At 64.0% G+C, this 15299-nt stretch carries 9 protein-coding genes; 7 read left to right on the top strand and 2 right to left on the bottom strand.

Going from position 1 to position 15299, the window contains the following annotated elements; translation table 11 throughout:
• Positions 1–79: 79 nt before the first annotated feature.
• Entirely contained in the window at positions 80–2002 is a 1923-nt protein-coding gene (locus MUN81_RS09065) for a WG repeat-containing protein (RefSeq protein WP_245116978.1), read from the bottom strand.
• A gap of 52 nt (positions 2003–2054) precedes the next feature.
• Positions 2055–2516 (bottom strand): DUF6799 domain-containing protein, encoded by a 462-nt coding sequence (locus tag MUN81_RS09060; RefSeq protein WP_245116977.1) that lies wholly within the window; start codon positions 2514–2516, stop codon positions 2055–2057.
• Between the two features lie 417 nt (positions 2517–2933).
• Between MUN81_RS09060 and MUN81_RS09055 the strand changes: the two genes are divergently transcribed.
• The 7 genes from MUN81_RS09055 (at position 2934) to MUN81_RS09025 (ending at position 15277) form a co-directional block, all read left to right on the top strand.
• On the top strand, positions 2934–6266 hold the full coding sequence (locus MUN81_RS09055; protein ID WP_245116976.1) for an efflux RND transporter permease subunit: 3333 nt from the start codon (positions 2934–2936) through the stop codon (positions 6264–6266).
• A gap of 146 nt (positions 6267–6412) precedes the next feature.
• Complete coding sequence (locus tag MUN81_RS09050; protein ID WP_245116975.1) at positions 6413–7603, top strand: efflux RND transporter periplasmic adaptor subunit; 1191 nt, start codon at positions 6413–6415, stop codon at positions 7601–7603.
• Positions 7604–7754: 151 nt separating this feature from the next.
• On the top strand, positions 7755–9206 hold the full coding sequence (locus MUN81_RS09045) for an efflux transporter outer membrane subunit (protein WP_245116974.1): 1452 nt from the start codon (positions 7755–7757) through the stop codon (positions 9204–9206).
• 180 nt (positions 9207–9386) lie between these two features.
• Complete coding sequence (locus tag MUN81_RS09040) at positions 9387–10202, top strand: phosphatase PAP2 family protein (RefSeq protein ID WP_245116973.1); 816 nt, start codon at positions 9387–9389, stop codon at positions 10200–10202.
• Positions 10203–10427: 225 nt separating this feature from the next.
• Positions 10428–12080, top strand: coding sequence for a TldD/PmbA family protein (locus MUN81_RS09035; RefSeq protein ID WP_245116972.1), 1653 nt, complete (start codon positions 10428–10430; stop codon positions 12078–12080).
• 106 nt (positions 12081–12186) lie between these two features.
• Positions 12187–13506, top strand: coding sequence for a TldD/PmbA family protein (locus tag MUN81_RS09030; RefSeq protein WP_245116971.1), 1320 nt, complete (start codon positions 12187–12189; stop codon positions 13504–13506).
• 118 nt (positions 13507–13624) lie between these two features.
• Positions 13625–15277: a TldD/PmbA family protein gene (locus MUN81_RS09025; protein ID WP_245116970.1), complete on the top strand. Its 1653-nt coding sequence runs from the start codon at positions 13625–13627 to the stop codon at positions 15275–15277.
• Positions 15278–15299 lie beyond the last annotated feature (22 nt).

The raw sequence follows: 15299 nt of genomic DNA, 5'->3' as shown, positions 1-15299 counted from the left end.
TGTTGGATTTCAGCAAGTTCAGGTAATGGCTGGCCCACCCCAACACGCGCGCCCAAGTGGAATGGGCCACCCCATAATTTTATTCGTTGATTTCTTCGCCACGCTTATCAATCAGAAAGCGGCGGCCGTGCTGGGTGACCTGGGCCTTCCCATCGGCAAAATCGGAAGCCAGTTCGTAGCGACCGAACGGCCCGGTGCCTTCCTGCGGGTCGTCGAGGTAGTCGGGCGTAATAAAGGTGTAGCCATCGGCTAGTCTCACGCGGGCCAGCCCGTCGGTGAATGAATAGGCCTCTTTAAACAGCACCGGCTTTTCGGGCGCCTTGGGACCGGTGATGTAGTACCAGCCGCGGTGGTCAAGCACGGCGGCATACCCTTCGGCAAAGTCCAGCCCGTTGAAGTAGTAGTGGTCGAACTCCTCGCCGGCCTCATCGATATAAGTGTAGGCATCGCCCACCCGCGCGCGCGCGTAGCGGCCGGCATAGGGGTTCAGCGCATCGTAAGCCAGCGGCACCACTTCCTTGCCGTCTTCGTCGAGAAAGCCAAAGGCCCCGTCCCGAGCTACCACGGCCCGACCCGCCTGAAAAGGACTGGCCGTGGTGAAACGGGCCGGAATAACCGCCTTGCCTTGGGCATCGGCGTATCCCCACCGTCCGTTTTCCTGAAAGGGCACGGGTGATGAGCCGCCGAGGTGGCCTAGTGTCCAAGCTACTACCCCGCATAATAAAAGGACAACCGCCGCGACCCGGGGCCGTTGGCGAACTACGCGCGACAGATGCAGCCAGTAGCCTTTGGCCAGCTTTTGCCACTTGTGAGAGGAAGGGCTTTCCGTTTGTTTCCTTGCTGGCTGCGAAGGCTCTGTTGCCGGGGCCGCGGGTGGTGCGGCGCCTGCGGGTTGGGGCGCCGCAGTAGCAGTAGCCACTGGGGTATTCAGCCGCTCCAGCAGCTGGCCCAGCTGCTGAATCTTGGCGTCCAGCTCGCGGTTGCGCGCAGCCGATTCAGCCCGGGAAGCTTGCATGGCAGCTTCGAGGGACGCCTTTTCGCGGGTTTCGGCGTGGAGGCGCGACACCAGCGCCGTGGCGTCGGCGGCCACGGTGGGCGCCTGGGCCAGCTGGGCCCGGAGCTGGGCAATGCTGCGTTCGCGCTCAGCCTCGCGGGCTTCCAGGGCTTGCAGCTGGCCGCTGAGGTCGGCCTGCATTTGCCGGCGCAGCTCCTCGAGGCGCTGCTTTTCCTCGCGGCGGGCGGCGGCGGCATCGTAGGCCCCGTAGGCCGGGTCCTCGTCGGGCACATCGGCTGCACCCAGCCAGTTCCACAGGGAACGCGCCTTCTGACTCAGGAAATTGCCGGCGGGCACGGCGTCGCCGGGCCGGGACGCGGCGGGTGCCGGGCCATGCGGCGTGGCCTCCTGTTCCGGCCCCGCCGGTGCCGTGGCGGCAAATCTGGCCCACTCGGCGGCCCACTCGGCCAGGTCGGCGGCGCTCAGCTCAATTTCGGGGGTGGCCAGCTGGCGCAAGCGGCGCGGCAGGTCGGCGGGCTCGCCCAGCAGCTGAAACAAGGCCGGCGCCTCGTTGAGGGCGGGCTCGACGTCGGGCGCATACGCCACCGGCCCACCAAACAGCACCACCCCGCTGATAAAATTCAGGTTGACCTGGTCGGCGCCGAACCGGGCGCCCAGCCAGGCGGCCACGGCCGCTTTCTGGGCTACGAACTGCTCAAACGGGTTGTCGAACCCCACGGCCCCAGTCAGGGGGACGCCGCCGAGCTGCCAGTGCCCGTAGCTCAGGGCCGGCATGCCGAGCCGGCCGCCGGTGGGCACCAGCACCAGCACCGTGATGCTGTGGGGCCGCACCACCAAGGCGTCGATGGGGGCGGCGTCGTCTTCCAGCACCAGATTGCCCAGCAGCAGCGAATCGGTGGGGTCGGCCTGCAGGGCGGCGAGCACGGCCGCAAACTGCGGGGCGCGGCCGTCGTCGGCGAAAGGGCTGGCCAGGAAATGGTGAACCATGAAATGCAGAAACAAAGAGGGGCAAAAAAGGGAAAGGGGCCGCGAAACCGGGTTAGTCGTCTTCCCCTTTCCAACGGCCGTGGCCTTTGCCCTTGCCGTGTTTTTTCTTGGCCTTTTTGTGCTTGAAATAGCGGAAGTCGCCTTCGCCGAATAGTTCAGCGAGCACGCTGCGGGGGGCATTGCCAGTGGGGCCGGCAGGGGCCGGGGCGGCGGGGGCGCCCAACGTCAGCCTGCCGCCGGGCGCTTGGCGCACGGCCACCGGCCGGCCGCGCAGGTCACAGCCCTGGCCTTCGCGCAGCTCGGCCCGCTGCCCGGTGGCACTCACCACGAAGCCGTCTTTGGTGACGGTGGCGCCGGTGGGCAAGTGGGCGTCGCGCGTCATGGGCCGGGCCTGCCCGTTGCGGACCACCACCATCTGCCCGTTGCGGCGCTGGAAGCCGTCGTTGTTCACGGACGGCTGCGCCGCCGCGGCAACGGACAGCAGCAGGGCCCCGCAAAGCCCAAGGGTACGCATCAACATAAAAAAAGCTAACTGGAAAAGCCCCGCGGCGGTGCCATGGAGCCGGTTCGGTAGCGCGTATACGTCAAATACAGCGCCAGGCTGCTTCCGGTGGCATTTTAGTAGCACCTTGGCGCCGAAACAAGCCGGCTGCAGCATATACCCGGGCTAGTGCGGCGCTCCTGCTCTGGGCAGATTTCTGCCAACAAACGATTCCAAAAAACCCCTTAAAAAAGTGACTTTCCTTATCGAGCCGACCCATCTCGGAATGCGCCGCCTCAGTCGATGGAATGCCCCCTCTTGGTCGATGAAAACCGGTTAAACGTGCATTAAAGGGATAATTTCGACTCTTAAACCCAACCATTGAACCGGAAAAGCGGTTGAATGCCCTTGCGGCCATGACGACGCGCAAGCATTAGCAGAAATAGCAGTATGTGGATAGTTAGACTGGCGCTGGCGCGCCCATACACCTTCGTGGTGATGGCGCTGCTGATTTTGGTGGGCGGAGGGCTGACCATCCAGCGCATGGCGGTGGACATTTTCCCTGACATCCCGATTCCGGTGGTGGGCGTGGTGTGGGGCTACTCGGGCATCTCGCCCGAGGAAATGAACCAGCGCATCGTGGTGCCGGTGGAGCGCGCCATCACCACCACCGTCAACAACGTGGAGCACCAGGAAAGTCAGAGCCTGAAGGGCGTAGGCCTGATTAAGGTGTTTTTCCAGCCCGGCACCAACCCCGACGCCGGCGTGGCCCAGGTCACGGCCATCAGCCAGACGCTGCTGCGGGCCTTGCCGCCGGGCATCACGCCGCCGCTGATTATCCGCTACTCGGCCTCGAACGTGCCCATTTCGCAGGTGTCGCTCAGCTCCGAGACCCTGGGCGAGTCGGACTTGTTCGACGCGGCCAATGCTTTCATTCGGCCGGGGCTGGCGGTGGTGCAGGGTGCTTCGGTGCTGCTGCCCAATGGCGGCAAGCCCAAGCAAATAATGGTGGACCTCGACCCCGATAAGCTGGCCGGCAAAAGCCTGAGCGGCAACGACGTGGTGAATGCCCTGCTGGCCCAGAACCTCATCATTCCGGCGGGCTCGGCCAAGATTGGCGACCGGGAATACGACGTGAAGCTGAACTCCAGCCCTGAGGCCATTGCCACGCTCAACGACCTGCCGGTGAAGACCATCGACGGCACGCCGGTGTACATCCGCGACGTGGCCTTTGTGCACGAGGGCGCGGCCGTGCAAACCAACATCGTGCGGCAAAACGGGCGCCGCACGGCCATCATCCCCATCCTGAAAAGCGGGGCGGCCAGCACGCTCGACATCATCTCAAAAATCAAAAAAGCGCTGCCCACCATTCAGGCCAACGCGCCCCCCGGCCTGAACATCAAGCTGCTGTTCGACCAGTCATTTTTCGTGCGGGCCAGCATCAAGGGCGTTATCATCGAGGCCTGCATTGCCGCGGCCCTCACGGCGCTCATGATACTGCTGTTTCTGGGGTCGTGGCGGTCTACGCTGATTATTGCGACGAGCATTCCGCTCAGCATCTTGGTCAGCATCATCGTGATGAATATCCTAGGCCAGACGCTCAACATCATGACCCTGGGCGGGCTGAGTTTGGCCGTGGGCATTCTGGTGGACGACGCCACGGTGGAAATCGAGAACATCCACCGCAACATGGGCATGAAGAAGCTGCTGAAACGCAGCATTCTGGACGGGGCGCAGCAGATTGCCACGCCCGCGCTGGTGGCCACGCTGGCCATCTGCATCGTGTTTGTGCCGGTGTTTTTCCTAGGCGGGGTGGCCTCGGCCATCTTCGCGCCACTGGCCACGGCCGTGATTTTCGCCATGCTGGCCTCTTATATACTGAGCCGGACGCTGGTGCCCACGCTGGTGATGTACCTGCTGCGCAAGGAATTGCCCATCTACCATGCCCAGGAAGAACCCGACCTGCCCAGCCAGCACATGCGTAACGGCCAGCCCGTGAGCCAGGTAGAGCGCGATTTGGAACACATCCGGCGTGAGCAATACGAGAAGGCCCACCCCAGCGGCACGCCCGAGGAAGAAGCCGAAGACCCCATCACCGACGAGGAGCGCAAATCGGCCGACGGCATCACCCAAACCTGGGTGTGGAAGCTGCACGTGGCCTTTGAGCACCGGTTTGAGAAATTCCGCGCCGGCTACGGCAAGGCCCTGGACTGGGCCCTGAGCAACCGGCCCAAGGTGGTGGTGGCGTTTGCGGTGCTGTTTATCGGGTCGCTGGGCTTGTTTCCGCTGATTGGCCAGAACTTCTTCCCGACCGTGGACGCCGGACAACTGCGGCTGCACGTGCGGGTGCCCACCGGCACGCGGGTAGAGGAAACAGAAGAGCGGTTCCGGCAGGTGGAAGGCGTGATACGCAGCGTGATTCCGGCCGAAGAGCTGGACCTGGTGCTCGACAACATCGGCCTGCCCGTGATTCCCATCAACCTGCTGCTGAGCGACAACCCTACCATTGGCGCCGGCGACGGGGAAATTTTGGTGAGCATGAAGGAGGAGCACGGCCCCACGGCCGACTACATCAACGAAATCCGGCGGCGGCTGCGCAAGGAGCAGCCCGATTTGACCATCTTCTTCCAGCCGGCCGACATCGTGAACCAGACGCTGAACTTCGGCCTCCCCGCCCCCATCGACATTCAGGTGACCGGCCGCGACAAGCTGGCCAACCGCCGCATTGCCGCCGAGCTGCGGGCCAAAATCAATAAAGTGCCGGGCGTGGTCGACGCCTTTGTGTACCAAGCCTTCGACCAGCCCCAGCTGCGCGTCGACATCGACCGCGTGCGGGCCCAACAGGCCGGCCTGGCCCAGCGCGACATTGCCAACAACGTGCTGGTGAACCTCTCCTCGAGCACCCAGACCAACCCCAACCAGTGGCTGAACCCGACCACCGGCGTGAGCTACACCGTGGCCGTGCAAACCCCGCCGCGGGCGCTGTCTTCGCTCGATGAAATCGGCAACATAGGCGTGACCAGCGCCACCCAGAACGAGGCCCAGCTGCTGAACAGTTTTGCCACCATTCGCCGCAGCCAAACTACGGCCGTGGCGTCGGACTACAACATTCAGCGCACCGTGGACCTCTACGCCAGCGTGAGCGGCCGCGACCTGGGCGGCGTGAGCAAGGACATTCGCAAAATCCTGGCCGAGGCCGAGAAAACCCTGCCCAAGGGCACCACGCTGGCCCTGCGCGGGCAGGCCGATTCCATGCGCACGTCGTTTGCCGGGCTGGGCCTGGGCTTGGCCGGCGCCATCGTGCTGGTGTATTTGCTGATGGTGGTGAACTTCCAGAGCTGGATGGACCCGCTCATCATCATCACGGCCTTGCCGGGCGCGCTGGCGGGCATTTTGTGGATGTTGTTTGTGACGCAAACCACCCTGAGCGTGCCGGCCCTGATGGGCGCCATCATGTGCATCGGCGTGGCCACGGCCAACTCCATTCTGCTCGTCACCTTCGCCAACGAGCGACGCGAAGAAGAGCCCGACCTCTCGCCCCGCGACGCGGCTCTCGATGCCGGTTTCACCCGCCTGCGCCCCGTGCTGATGACGGCCCTGGCCATGATTATCGGCCTGCTGCCCATGTCGTTGGGCATGGGCGAGGGCGGCGAGCAAAACGCCCCGCTGGGCCGCGCCGTGATTGGCGGACTAATGCTGGCCACGGTGACCACGCTGTTTTTTGTGCCGATTATGTTTTCGTACCTCAAAAAGCCAGCGCCCGTGCAGAATGCCGCGGCTTGACATTTTGCTATCAAGAACTTGAATACGAACGTCATGCTGAGCGCAGTCGAAGCATCTCTACCGCAGTAGTGATTTGTTTACTCTCGCGGTAGAGATGCTTCGACTGCGCTCAGCATGACGACCAGAATTTTGTTTGACCCTTCCTAATGTCTGATTCCAACTCTTCCGGCTCCGGCCGGTTCTGGCTGCTCATATTCATCGTGCTGGCGGTCTTCGGCGGGCTGTTTCTACTGGGCTACATGCCGCGCCACAAGCAGGAAAAAGCCCGCGATGCCGAGGCCAGCCAGGTAGCCAACGCTGCCCCCACCGTGACCGTGGCCCCGGCCAAGGCCGCCCCCGACACGACCACCCTTACCCTGCCCGCCGACACCAAATCAAACCGTGAAACCTACGTGTTTGCCCGCGCCAATGGCTTCGTAAAGTCATGGTCGGCCGACATCGGCCAGCGCGTGCAGGCCGGGCAGGTGCTGGCCGAAGTGACCACACCCGAACTCGACCAACAGGTGGCCGAGGCCCGCGCCAACCTGGGCCTGGCCCGCACCAGCTACAACCGCCTGGCCGGCGTGGCCCTGCCCGGCGCCATTTCCAAACAGGAACTCGACGCGGCCCGGGCACAGTATGCAGCCCAGCAGGCGGCCGTGCAGCAACTGCTGGCGCAGCAGGCGTTTCGGCGCATCACGGCACCGTTTAGCGGCATCGTGACGCAGCGCAACGTGGAAGTGGGCACGCTGGTGAGCAGCAGCAACGCGCCCGGCTCGCAGCTCTACAAACTCGAACAGACCGACAAGCTGCGCGCCTACGTGCAAGTGCCGCAGAACTTTGCGCCGGCCATCAAAAACGGCCTCGAAGCCGACTACCTCGTGCCGGAGTTCCCGGGCCGGAGCTTTCAGGCCAAGGTGGTGCGCAATGCCGGAGCCCTCGACGCCAGCACCCGCACCCTGCTCACCGAAGTACAAGTGCCCAACGGCCGCGGCGAGCTACGGCCGGGCAGCTACGCGCAGGTGCGCTTTCACTTGCCGCGCACGGCGCCCAGCGTCATCATTCCGGCCAATGCGCTGGTGCCCAGCGGCACCGATGCCCGCGTGGCCACGGTGCAGGATGGTAAGATTCACTACCAGTCCATTGGCACCGGCCGCGACTTTGGCTCCCAGGTAGAAGTGCTGCAGGGCCTCAAGGGCGGCGAAATGCTGGTGCTCAATCCCGCCGAAACCCTCACCGAAGGCGAAGCCGTGCAAACCAAAGCCTTCACCCCGCCCGCCAAGCCGGCCGGCCCGCCCCCACCCAAGCCCCGCCCCAACGACCCGGACGCCCCGCGGGTGTCGTCGCCGGTGAAGTAGGGCCAGCGGTAGTTGCGAAAATGGATGTCATGCTGAGCGCAGTCGAAGCATCTCTCCCGCGCAATTTCCTTATTCGATTGAATTACTTCTGCGGTAGAGATGCTTCGACTGCGCTCAGCATGACCGCCAGCTTTGACCTTGCCCCGTCGCAATGACCCTCCGCCTCTCCCCTTTTTTAACCTTGCTGCTGCTGGCCGGATGCGTGCGGCCGCCCAGCTACGCGCCGCCCAGCTTGCCCACGCCGGCGGCCTGGAAAAACACGGCCGACAGCCTCACGGCTGCCACGCCGCCCGCGCCCTTGGCCAGCAGCACGCCCCCCACCGTGAACCAGGTGCCGGACCCGGGCCCCTGGTGGTCACTCTTCAACGACGCCGGGCTGACGGCGCTGGAGCAGCAGGCCACCGCCCAGAACTTTAGCCTGCAAGCCGCCCTGGCCCGCGTGGAAAGCGCCCGCGCCAACGTGCGCGTGGCCAATTCCTACCGCTCACCCCTGGTGACGGTGGACCCGCAGGTGTACCGCACGCGGCTGTCGGCCACGCGGCCGCTGCCGTTTGCGCTGGGCACCACCAACCTGGGCGTGGTGCAGACGCAGTACTACATCCCCGTGAACGCCAGCTATGAGGTAGACGTATGGGGCCGCATCCGGAGCAGCGTGCGGGCCGCCGAGGCCGATGCGCAGGTGCAGGAAGCCAACCGCCGTACGGTGCTGCTGTCGCTCACGGCCGACGCGGCCACGTACTACTTCGGCATTCGCGGGCTCGATGCGCAATTGCAGGTGCTCGACACCGCCCGCACCGACCGCCAGCGTAGCCTGGAGCTGACCCGCGCTCGCTTTCAGGCCGGGGTCGACAACGAGATTGCCGTGCACCGCGCCGAGACTGAGCTGGCCAACGTCGACGCCAGCGTGGTGGAAACCCGCCGCCAGCGCCTCGGACTAGAGGCTTCGCTGGCCACGGTGCTGGGCGTGCCGGCCAGCAGCTTCGCCCTGCCCGCGCAAGGCGGGCCGCTGTTGGCCCCGGCCGTGCCGGCCTCGCTGCCCGCCACGCTGCTGGCCCGCCGCCCCGATTTGCAGCAGGCCGAGCGCCGCCTGGCCGCCGCCAGCGCCCGCGTCGACGTGGCCAAGCTCGCCCGCCTGCCCACGCTGCGCCTGAATGGCTTCCTGGGCCCGCAAAGCGCGCAGCTAGGCGACCTGGCCCGCATATCCGACAGCTATACCTACTACGTGGGCGGCGCCGTGAGCATTCCCGTTTTCAACGGCGGCCGCAACCGCGCCAACGAGCAAGTGGCCCGCTCCGAAGCCGACGCCCTGGTGGCCGACTACCGACAGGCGGCCCTGTCCGCATTTCAGGAGGTGGAAACCAGCCAGGCCGATGTGCGCCAGTACCAGGCCCAGGTGGCCGCCCGCAGCCGGGCCCTGCGCGCGGCCCGCCTGGCCAGCGCCCTCACCAAGGAGCGCTACCGCGCCGGCCTCACCAACTACTTTGAAGTGGTGGATGCCGACCGCCAAACCCTGGACGCGGCCACCTTACTCACCCAGGCGCAGAGCAACTTATTGGGTGCCAGCGTGGCGCTGGTGCGCGCCCTGGGCGGCGGCTGGGAATAGCGCCGCCGGGTTAGTAGAACTATCATAAATGCCCCTGCTAATTAAGCAGGGGCATTTTTTTGTGCATTTCAGTGGCCACTTATAAAAAACCTCATTTTTGCCGTCGGCAATGTTACGTTAATGTTGCGTTCCCCGTAGAAGCCCGTATCACTCTCCGTTCCATTACGCTCTCTCCTGTTCATGCGCTCGCAACTGTTCTCCTTCCTCACATCATTTTTCCTGTTGACGGCCAGCATCGGCCCAGCCTTCGCGCAAGTGCCCACCGCGCCGCCAGCGGCCACCGACACCACGAAGAAATACGCCAACCCCGGCGGCGTGCCATCGCCCGTAAAGGCACCCTGGTACAAGAGCAAGCTGGTGAAGGCCGTGGCCATTCCGGCGGTGATGATAACCTACGGGGCCATTACGGCACAGGGCGACGCGGGCATCAACCACGACGCCCGCACGTTTGTGCGCAAGCAATTTCGGCCGGTGAGCACGGGGTTCGACAACACGCTGATTATTGCGCCCTACTTCGAGCTGGCGGCCGTGGCCATTGCCGGCGTGGAATCGCGCAACGACCGCATTAACACCTTGCTCATCATTGCCAAGGGCGAGGCCATCATGCTGGCCTCCACGTTTGCCGTGAAATACCTGGCCAAAGAAACCCGGCCGGACGGGTCCGATAACCTGTCGTTTCCGTCGGGGCACACGGCGCAGGCGTTCCTGGCGGCCAGCATCGTGCACACCGAGTTCAGGGACAAAAGCCAGTGGTACGGCGTGGGGGCTTACACCATTGCCACGAGCGTGGCCGCCCTGCGCATGATTAACGACAAGCACTGGCAGAGCGACGTGGTGGCTGGCGCGGGCTTCGGCATCCTTTCGGCTCACTTAGCCTACCTCTCCCACCGCAACCGCTGGGGCCGCAAGTCCATCGGGCGCGACGTAGGACTGTCGCCCACCTACTTTGGCAATGGCACGCCAGGCATGACCATCAGCTGGCGTCCCACCAAGTAGCCCCGGCACGCCACCAGTTGGTTTTCAGCATCCTGAAGCCCCCGTACCTCCCCGCGCTGCCGGGAGGTACGGGGGCTTTTCTGTCGTGCTTTGCGTTGCAGCACCACAGAAATGATATTTTTTTAGCAACTGCGCAACGCAACAGGCGCGCCGCTGTCTTTTCCATTAAGATTTGTACCCATCTTTACGAATCTGCTTTCGCTATTTCCGAATTCCTACTCTCCTTTGAAAAGACGCGACTTTGTGGGACTGACCGGCCTAGCGGCTGGCGCCCTGTTTTTGCCCGCCTTCCCTAGCCGGGGCGTTACGCCCGTCGACCCCGCCCGCTTGCTGGAGCCCGGCCTCGACCCCGCCCAGAAAAACCGCCTCGCCGACGCCGGGCTGAACGCCGCCAAAGTCGCCGGGGCCACTTACGCCGACGTGCGCATTGGCCGCTACCTCAACCAAAGCATTTTCACCCGCGAAAAGCAGGTGCAGAACATCTCGAGCACCGAGAGCTACGGCGTGGGCGTGCGCGTTATCGCCAACGGCACCTGGGGCTTTGCCGCCACCAACACCGTGACCGAGGCCGGCCTGGCCAAAGCCGCCCAGCTGGCCGTGGCCATTGCCAAAGCCAACGCCAAGGTGCAGAAGGAAAAAGTGCAGCTGGCTCCGCAAAAAGGCTACGGCGAGGTGAGCTGGAAAACGCCCATTCAGCAAAACGCCTTTGAGGTGCCGGTGGCCCAAAAGGTGGAGCTGCTGCTTGCCGCCAACGCCAAAGCCCTCGACAACGGCGCCAGCTTCGTGAACTCCTCGCTCTTTCAAATCAATGAGCAGAAGTACTTCGCCAGCACCGACGGCTCCTACATCGACCAGGATATTCACCGCATCTGGCCCACGTTTTCGGTCACGGGCATCGACCGGGCCAGCGGCAAGTTCCGCTCGCGCGACGCGCTGAGCGCCCCCATGGGCCTGGGCTACGAGTACCTCACGCCCAAAGAGGCCGACAAAATTGCGGGCCCCGCCGGCACCGGCCTAATTGGCTACCGCAACAGTTACGACATGCTGGCCGATGCCGCCCTGGCCGCCAAGCAGGTGAAGGAGAAGCTTACGGCGAAGTCCGTCACGGCCGGCAAATACGACCTCGTGCTGGACCCGAATCATCTGGGCCTGACCATTCACGAATCGGTGGGCCACCCGCTGGAACTCGACCGCGTGCTGGGCTACGAGGCCAACTACGCCGGCACCAGCTTCGCCACGCTCGAGTGGAAGGCCAAGGGCCTGCCCTACGGCTCGCCGCTGGTCAACATCGTGGCCGACAAGCTGCAGCCCGGCTCCCTGGGCGCCGTCGGCTACGACGACGAGGGCGTCAAAACCAAGCAGTGGGACCTCATCAAGGACGGCAAGCTGGTGAACTATGAGAAAATCCGCGACCAGGCCCACATCGTGGGGCAAACCGAGTCCGACGGCTGCTGCTACGCCGATTCCTGGGACTCGGTGCAGTTCCAGCGCATGCCCAACGTGAGCCTGCAGCCGGGCAAGGCCAAGCTCAGCGTGGACGAGCTTATTAAAGGCGTCGACAAAGGCATCTACATTGCCGGGCGCGGCTCGTATTCGATTGACCAGCAGCGCTACAACTTCCAGTTCGGCGGGCAGGTGTTCTACGCCATCGAGAAGGGCCAGATTACGGGCATGCTCGAAGACGTGGCCTACCAGGCCAACACCCAAGAGTTCTGGAACTCCTGCGCCGCCATCTGCGACCAGTCCGACTACCGCCTGTTCGGGTCTTTCTTCGATGGCAAAGGCCAACCGTCGCAGGTATCGGCCGTGAGCCACGGCTCGGCCACCACGCGCTTCAACGGCGTCAACGTCATCAACACCGCCCGCAAACTGGGCTGATTGATGTGCTGATGAGGTGATTTGCTGATGTGCTGATATGAAGTCATGCGGCGCACAGCAAATTAAAAATCAGCACATTGACACATCAATAAACCAACATATCGACATGGCCCTTCTCTCGCAAACCGAGGCCCAGGACATCCTGAAAAAAGTACTCAGCTTCAGCACGGCCGACGAGTGCGAGGCAACGCTCAACGGCAGCAGCGGCGGCAACGTGCGCTCGGCGCGCAACTCCATTAGCACGGCGGGGGCTTCCGACAACGTGTCGCTGGCCGTGCAGTCGCGCTTCGGCAAGCGCACCGGCCTGGCCACCTGCAACGAGTTCGACGAGGCCAGCCTGAAGCGCTGCGTGCAGCGGGCCGAGGAAATTGCCCGGCTCGCGCCCGAAAGCCCGGAGTATGTGCCGCTGCTCGGGCCGCAGAAGTACTTGGCCTCGCCCGGCTCCTTCGTACAGCGCACCGCCGACATCACCCCCGACTACCGGGCCCAGCAGATTGGGGCCAGCATGGCGCTGTGCGACCAGCGTAAGCTGTCGTCGGCCGCGTTTTTCAACGACTCGTCGGGCTTCGTGGCCAAGCGCAACAGCAAGGGCCTGGAGGCCTACCAAAAGGTGAGCAGCGTCGACTTTTCCATCACCGTGCGCACGCCCGACGGCACCGGCTCGGGCTACGCCATTGCCAACTACTCCGACCTGGCCCGGTTCGACGCCGCCCGCCTCACCCGCGTGGCGGCCGACAAAGCGGCGTCGTCGGTGGGCGCCAAGGCGCTGGAACCGGGCAAGTACACCGTCATTTTGGAGCCGGCCGCGGCCATCGACTTGCTCAACAACATGATGGGCGCCATGGACGCCCGCAACGCCGACGAGGGACGCAGCTTCCTGAGCAAGAAGGGCGGCGGCAACAAGAAGGGCGACAAGGTGTTCGACGAGCGGGTAACCATCTACTCCGACCCCACCCACCCCGACGTGCCCGACCTGACCTTTGCCGGCGACGGCCGCCCGCAGCAAAAGGTGACGTGGGTGGAGAAAGGCGTGGTGAAGAACCTGTACTCCTCGCGCTACTGGGCCCAGAAAGCGGGCATCCCCGACATTCCGCCCCCCGGCGGCTGGATAATGGAAGGCGGCACCCAAAGCACGGCCGACCTCATTAAGGGCACGGCCAAGGGCATTCTCGTGACGCGCCTCTACTACATTCGGGCCGTCGACCCGCAGACGCTGCTGTACACCGGCCTGACCCGCGACGGCACGTTTTACATTGAGAACGGGCAGATTAAGTTTCCGGTGAAAAATTTTCGCTTCAACGAAAGCCCGGTCATCATGCTCAACAACGTGGAGGCCCTCGGCAAGCCCGTGCGCCTGAGCGGCAGCCTGGTGCCGCCGCTCAAAATCCGCGACTTCACCTTTACCAGCTTGTCCGACGCGGTGTAGCTGGTAGCGTGGACTCTGCGAGTCCGCGCGGTGGCTGTCACCAATGCTTAGCACCTAATCCTCGACTTTCACGCCCCGGCGCGGACTCACACAGTCCACGCTACATTTTCTTCACCATATGAAAAGACGCGACTTTGTGGGACTTTCCGGCCTGGCGGCCGGGGCCCTCTTCCTCCCCAGCCTGCCGAGTTTCGCCGGCGACCTTGTGGACCCCGCCCGCCTGGTGGAACCGGGCGCCGACGCCGCTGCCAAAAAGAAGCTGGCCGACGCCGGGCTGAACGCCGCCAAAGCCGCCGGGGCCACTTACGCCGACGTGCGCATTGGCCGCTACCTCAACCAGGGCATCTTCACCCGTGAGAAGCAGGTGCAAAACATCTCGAGCACCGAGAGCTACGGCGTGGGCGTGCGCGTTATCGCCAACGGCACCTGGGGCTTTGCCGCCACCAACACCGTGACCGAACCCGGCATTGCCAAGGCTGCCCAGCTGGCCGTGCAGATTGCCAAGGCCAACTCAAAAGTGCAAAAGGAGAAGGTGCAGCTGGCCCCCGAAAAAGGCCACGGCGACGTGGCCTGGAAAGCCCCCATCCAGCAAAACGCGTTTGAAGTTCCGATTAAGGACAAAGTCGATTTATTGCTGGGCGTCAATGCGAAAGCCCTCGACCTTGGCGTCAATTTTATCAACTCGGCGCTATTCCAGGTGAACGAGCAGAAGTACTTCGCCAGCACCGACGGCTCCTACATCGACCAGGACATTCACCGGATTTATCCGACATTTAGCGTGACGGCCATCGACCGCGCTTCGGGCAAGTTCCGCTCCCGGCAGGCGCTGAGCTCGCCCATGGGCCTGGGCTACGAGTACCTCACGCCCAAGGCTGCCGACAAGGTGGCGGGCCCTTCCGGCTCCAATATCGTGGGCTACAAAAACAGCTACGACATGCTGGAAGACGTGGCCGCCGCCGCCAAGCAGGTAAAGGAAAAGCTGACCGCCAAGTCGGTGGTACCGGGCAAGTATGACCTCGTGCTCGACCCTCATCACCTGGGCCTGACCATCCACGAATCGGTGGGCCACCCGCTGGAATTGGACCGCGTGCTGGGCTACGAGGCCAACTACGCCGGCACCAGCTTCGCCACGCTCGAGTGGAAGGCCAAGGGCCTGCCCTACGGCTCGCCGCTGGTCAACATCGTGGCCGACAAGCTGCAGCCCGGCTCCCTGGGCGCGGTGGGCTACGACGACGAAGGCGTCAAGACCAAGCAATGGGACCTCATCCGCGAAGGCAAGCTCGTTGACTACGAAAAGATTCGCGACCAAGCGCACGTGGTGGGCCAGAAGGAGTCGGATGGCTGCTGCTACTCGCAGTCGTGGCAGGACGTGCAGTTTCAGCGCATGCCCAACGTGAGCCTGCAGCCGGGCAAGGCCAAGCTCAGCGTGGACGAGTTGGTGAAGAACGTGGACAAGGGCATCTACATTGCCGGCAACGGCTCTTTCTCCATCGACCAGCAGCGCTACAACTTCCAGTTCGGCGGGCAGGTGTTCTACGCCATCGAAAAGGGCCAGATTACGGGCATGCTCGAAGACGTGGCCTACCAGGCCAACACCCAAGAGTTCTGGAACTCCTGCGCCGCCATCTGCGACCAGTCCGACTACCGCCTGTTCGGCGCCTTCAACGACGGCAAGGGCCAGCCCTCGCAAAGCTCGGCCGTGAGCCACGGCTCGGCCACCACGCGCTTCAACGGCGTCAACGTCATCAACACCGCCCGCAAACTGGGCTGATTGATGTGCTGATGAGGTGATT

Source organism: Hymenobacter sp. 5317J-9 (genome assembly GCF_022921075.1).
GTDB lineage: Bacteria > Bacteroidota > Bacteroidia > Cytophagales > Hymenobacteraceae > Hymenobacter.
The sequence above is the reverse complement of the archived record's forward strand: the minus strand, read 5'-3'. Positions and strand labels throughout refer to the sequence as shown.

What these genes read in the sequence shown, in the direction of transcription:
- MUN81_RS09065 (WP_245116978.1), bottom strand. Translation starts at nt 2,002, where the DNA reads ATGGTTCACCATTTCCTGGCCAGCCCTTTCGCCGACGACGGCCGCGCC.
- MUN81_RS09060 (WP_245116977.1), bottom strand. Translation starts at nt 2,516, where the DNA reads ATGCGTACCCTTGGGCTTTGCGGGGCCCTGCTGCTGTCCGTTGCCGCG.
- MUN81_RS09055 (WP_245116976.1), top strand. Translation starts at nt 2,934, where the DNA reads ATGTGGATAGTTAGACTGGCGCTGGCGCGCCCATACACCTTCGTGGTG.
- MUN81_RS09050 (WP_245116975.1), top strand. Translation starts at nt 6,413, where the DNA reads ATGTCTGATTCCAACTCTTCCGGCTCCGGCCGGTTCTGGCTGCTCATA.
- MUN81_RS09045 (WP_245116974.1), top strand. Translation starts at nt 7,755, where the DNA reads ATGACCCTCCGCCTCTCCCCTTTTTTAACCTTGCTGCTGCTGGCCGGA.
- MUN81_RS09040 (WP_245116973.1), top strand. Translation starts at nt 9,387, where the DNA reads ATGCGCTCGCAACTGTTCTCCTTCCTCACATCATTTTTCCTGTTGACG.
- MUN81_RS09030 (WP_245116971.1), top strand. Translation starts at nt 12,187, where the DNA reads ATGGCCCTTCTCTCGCAAACCGAGGCCCAGGACATCCTGAAAAAAGTA.
- MUN81_RS09025 (WP_245116970.1), top strand. Translation starts at nt 13,625, where the DNA reads ATGAAAAGACGCGACTTTGTGGGACTTTCCGGCCTGGCGGCCGGGGCC.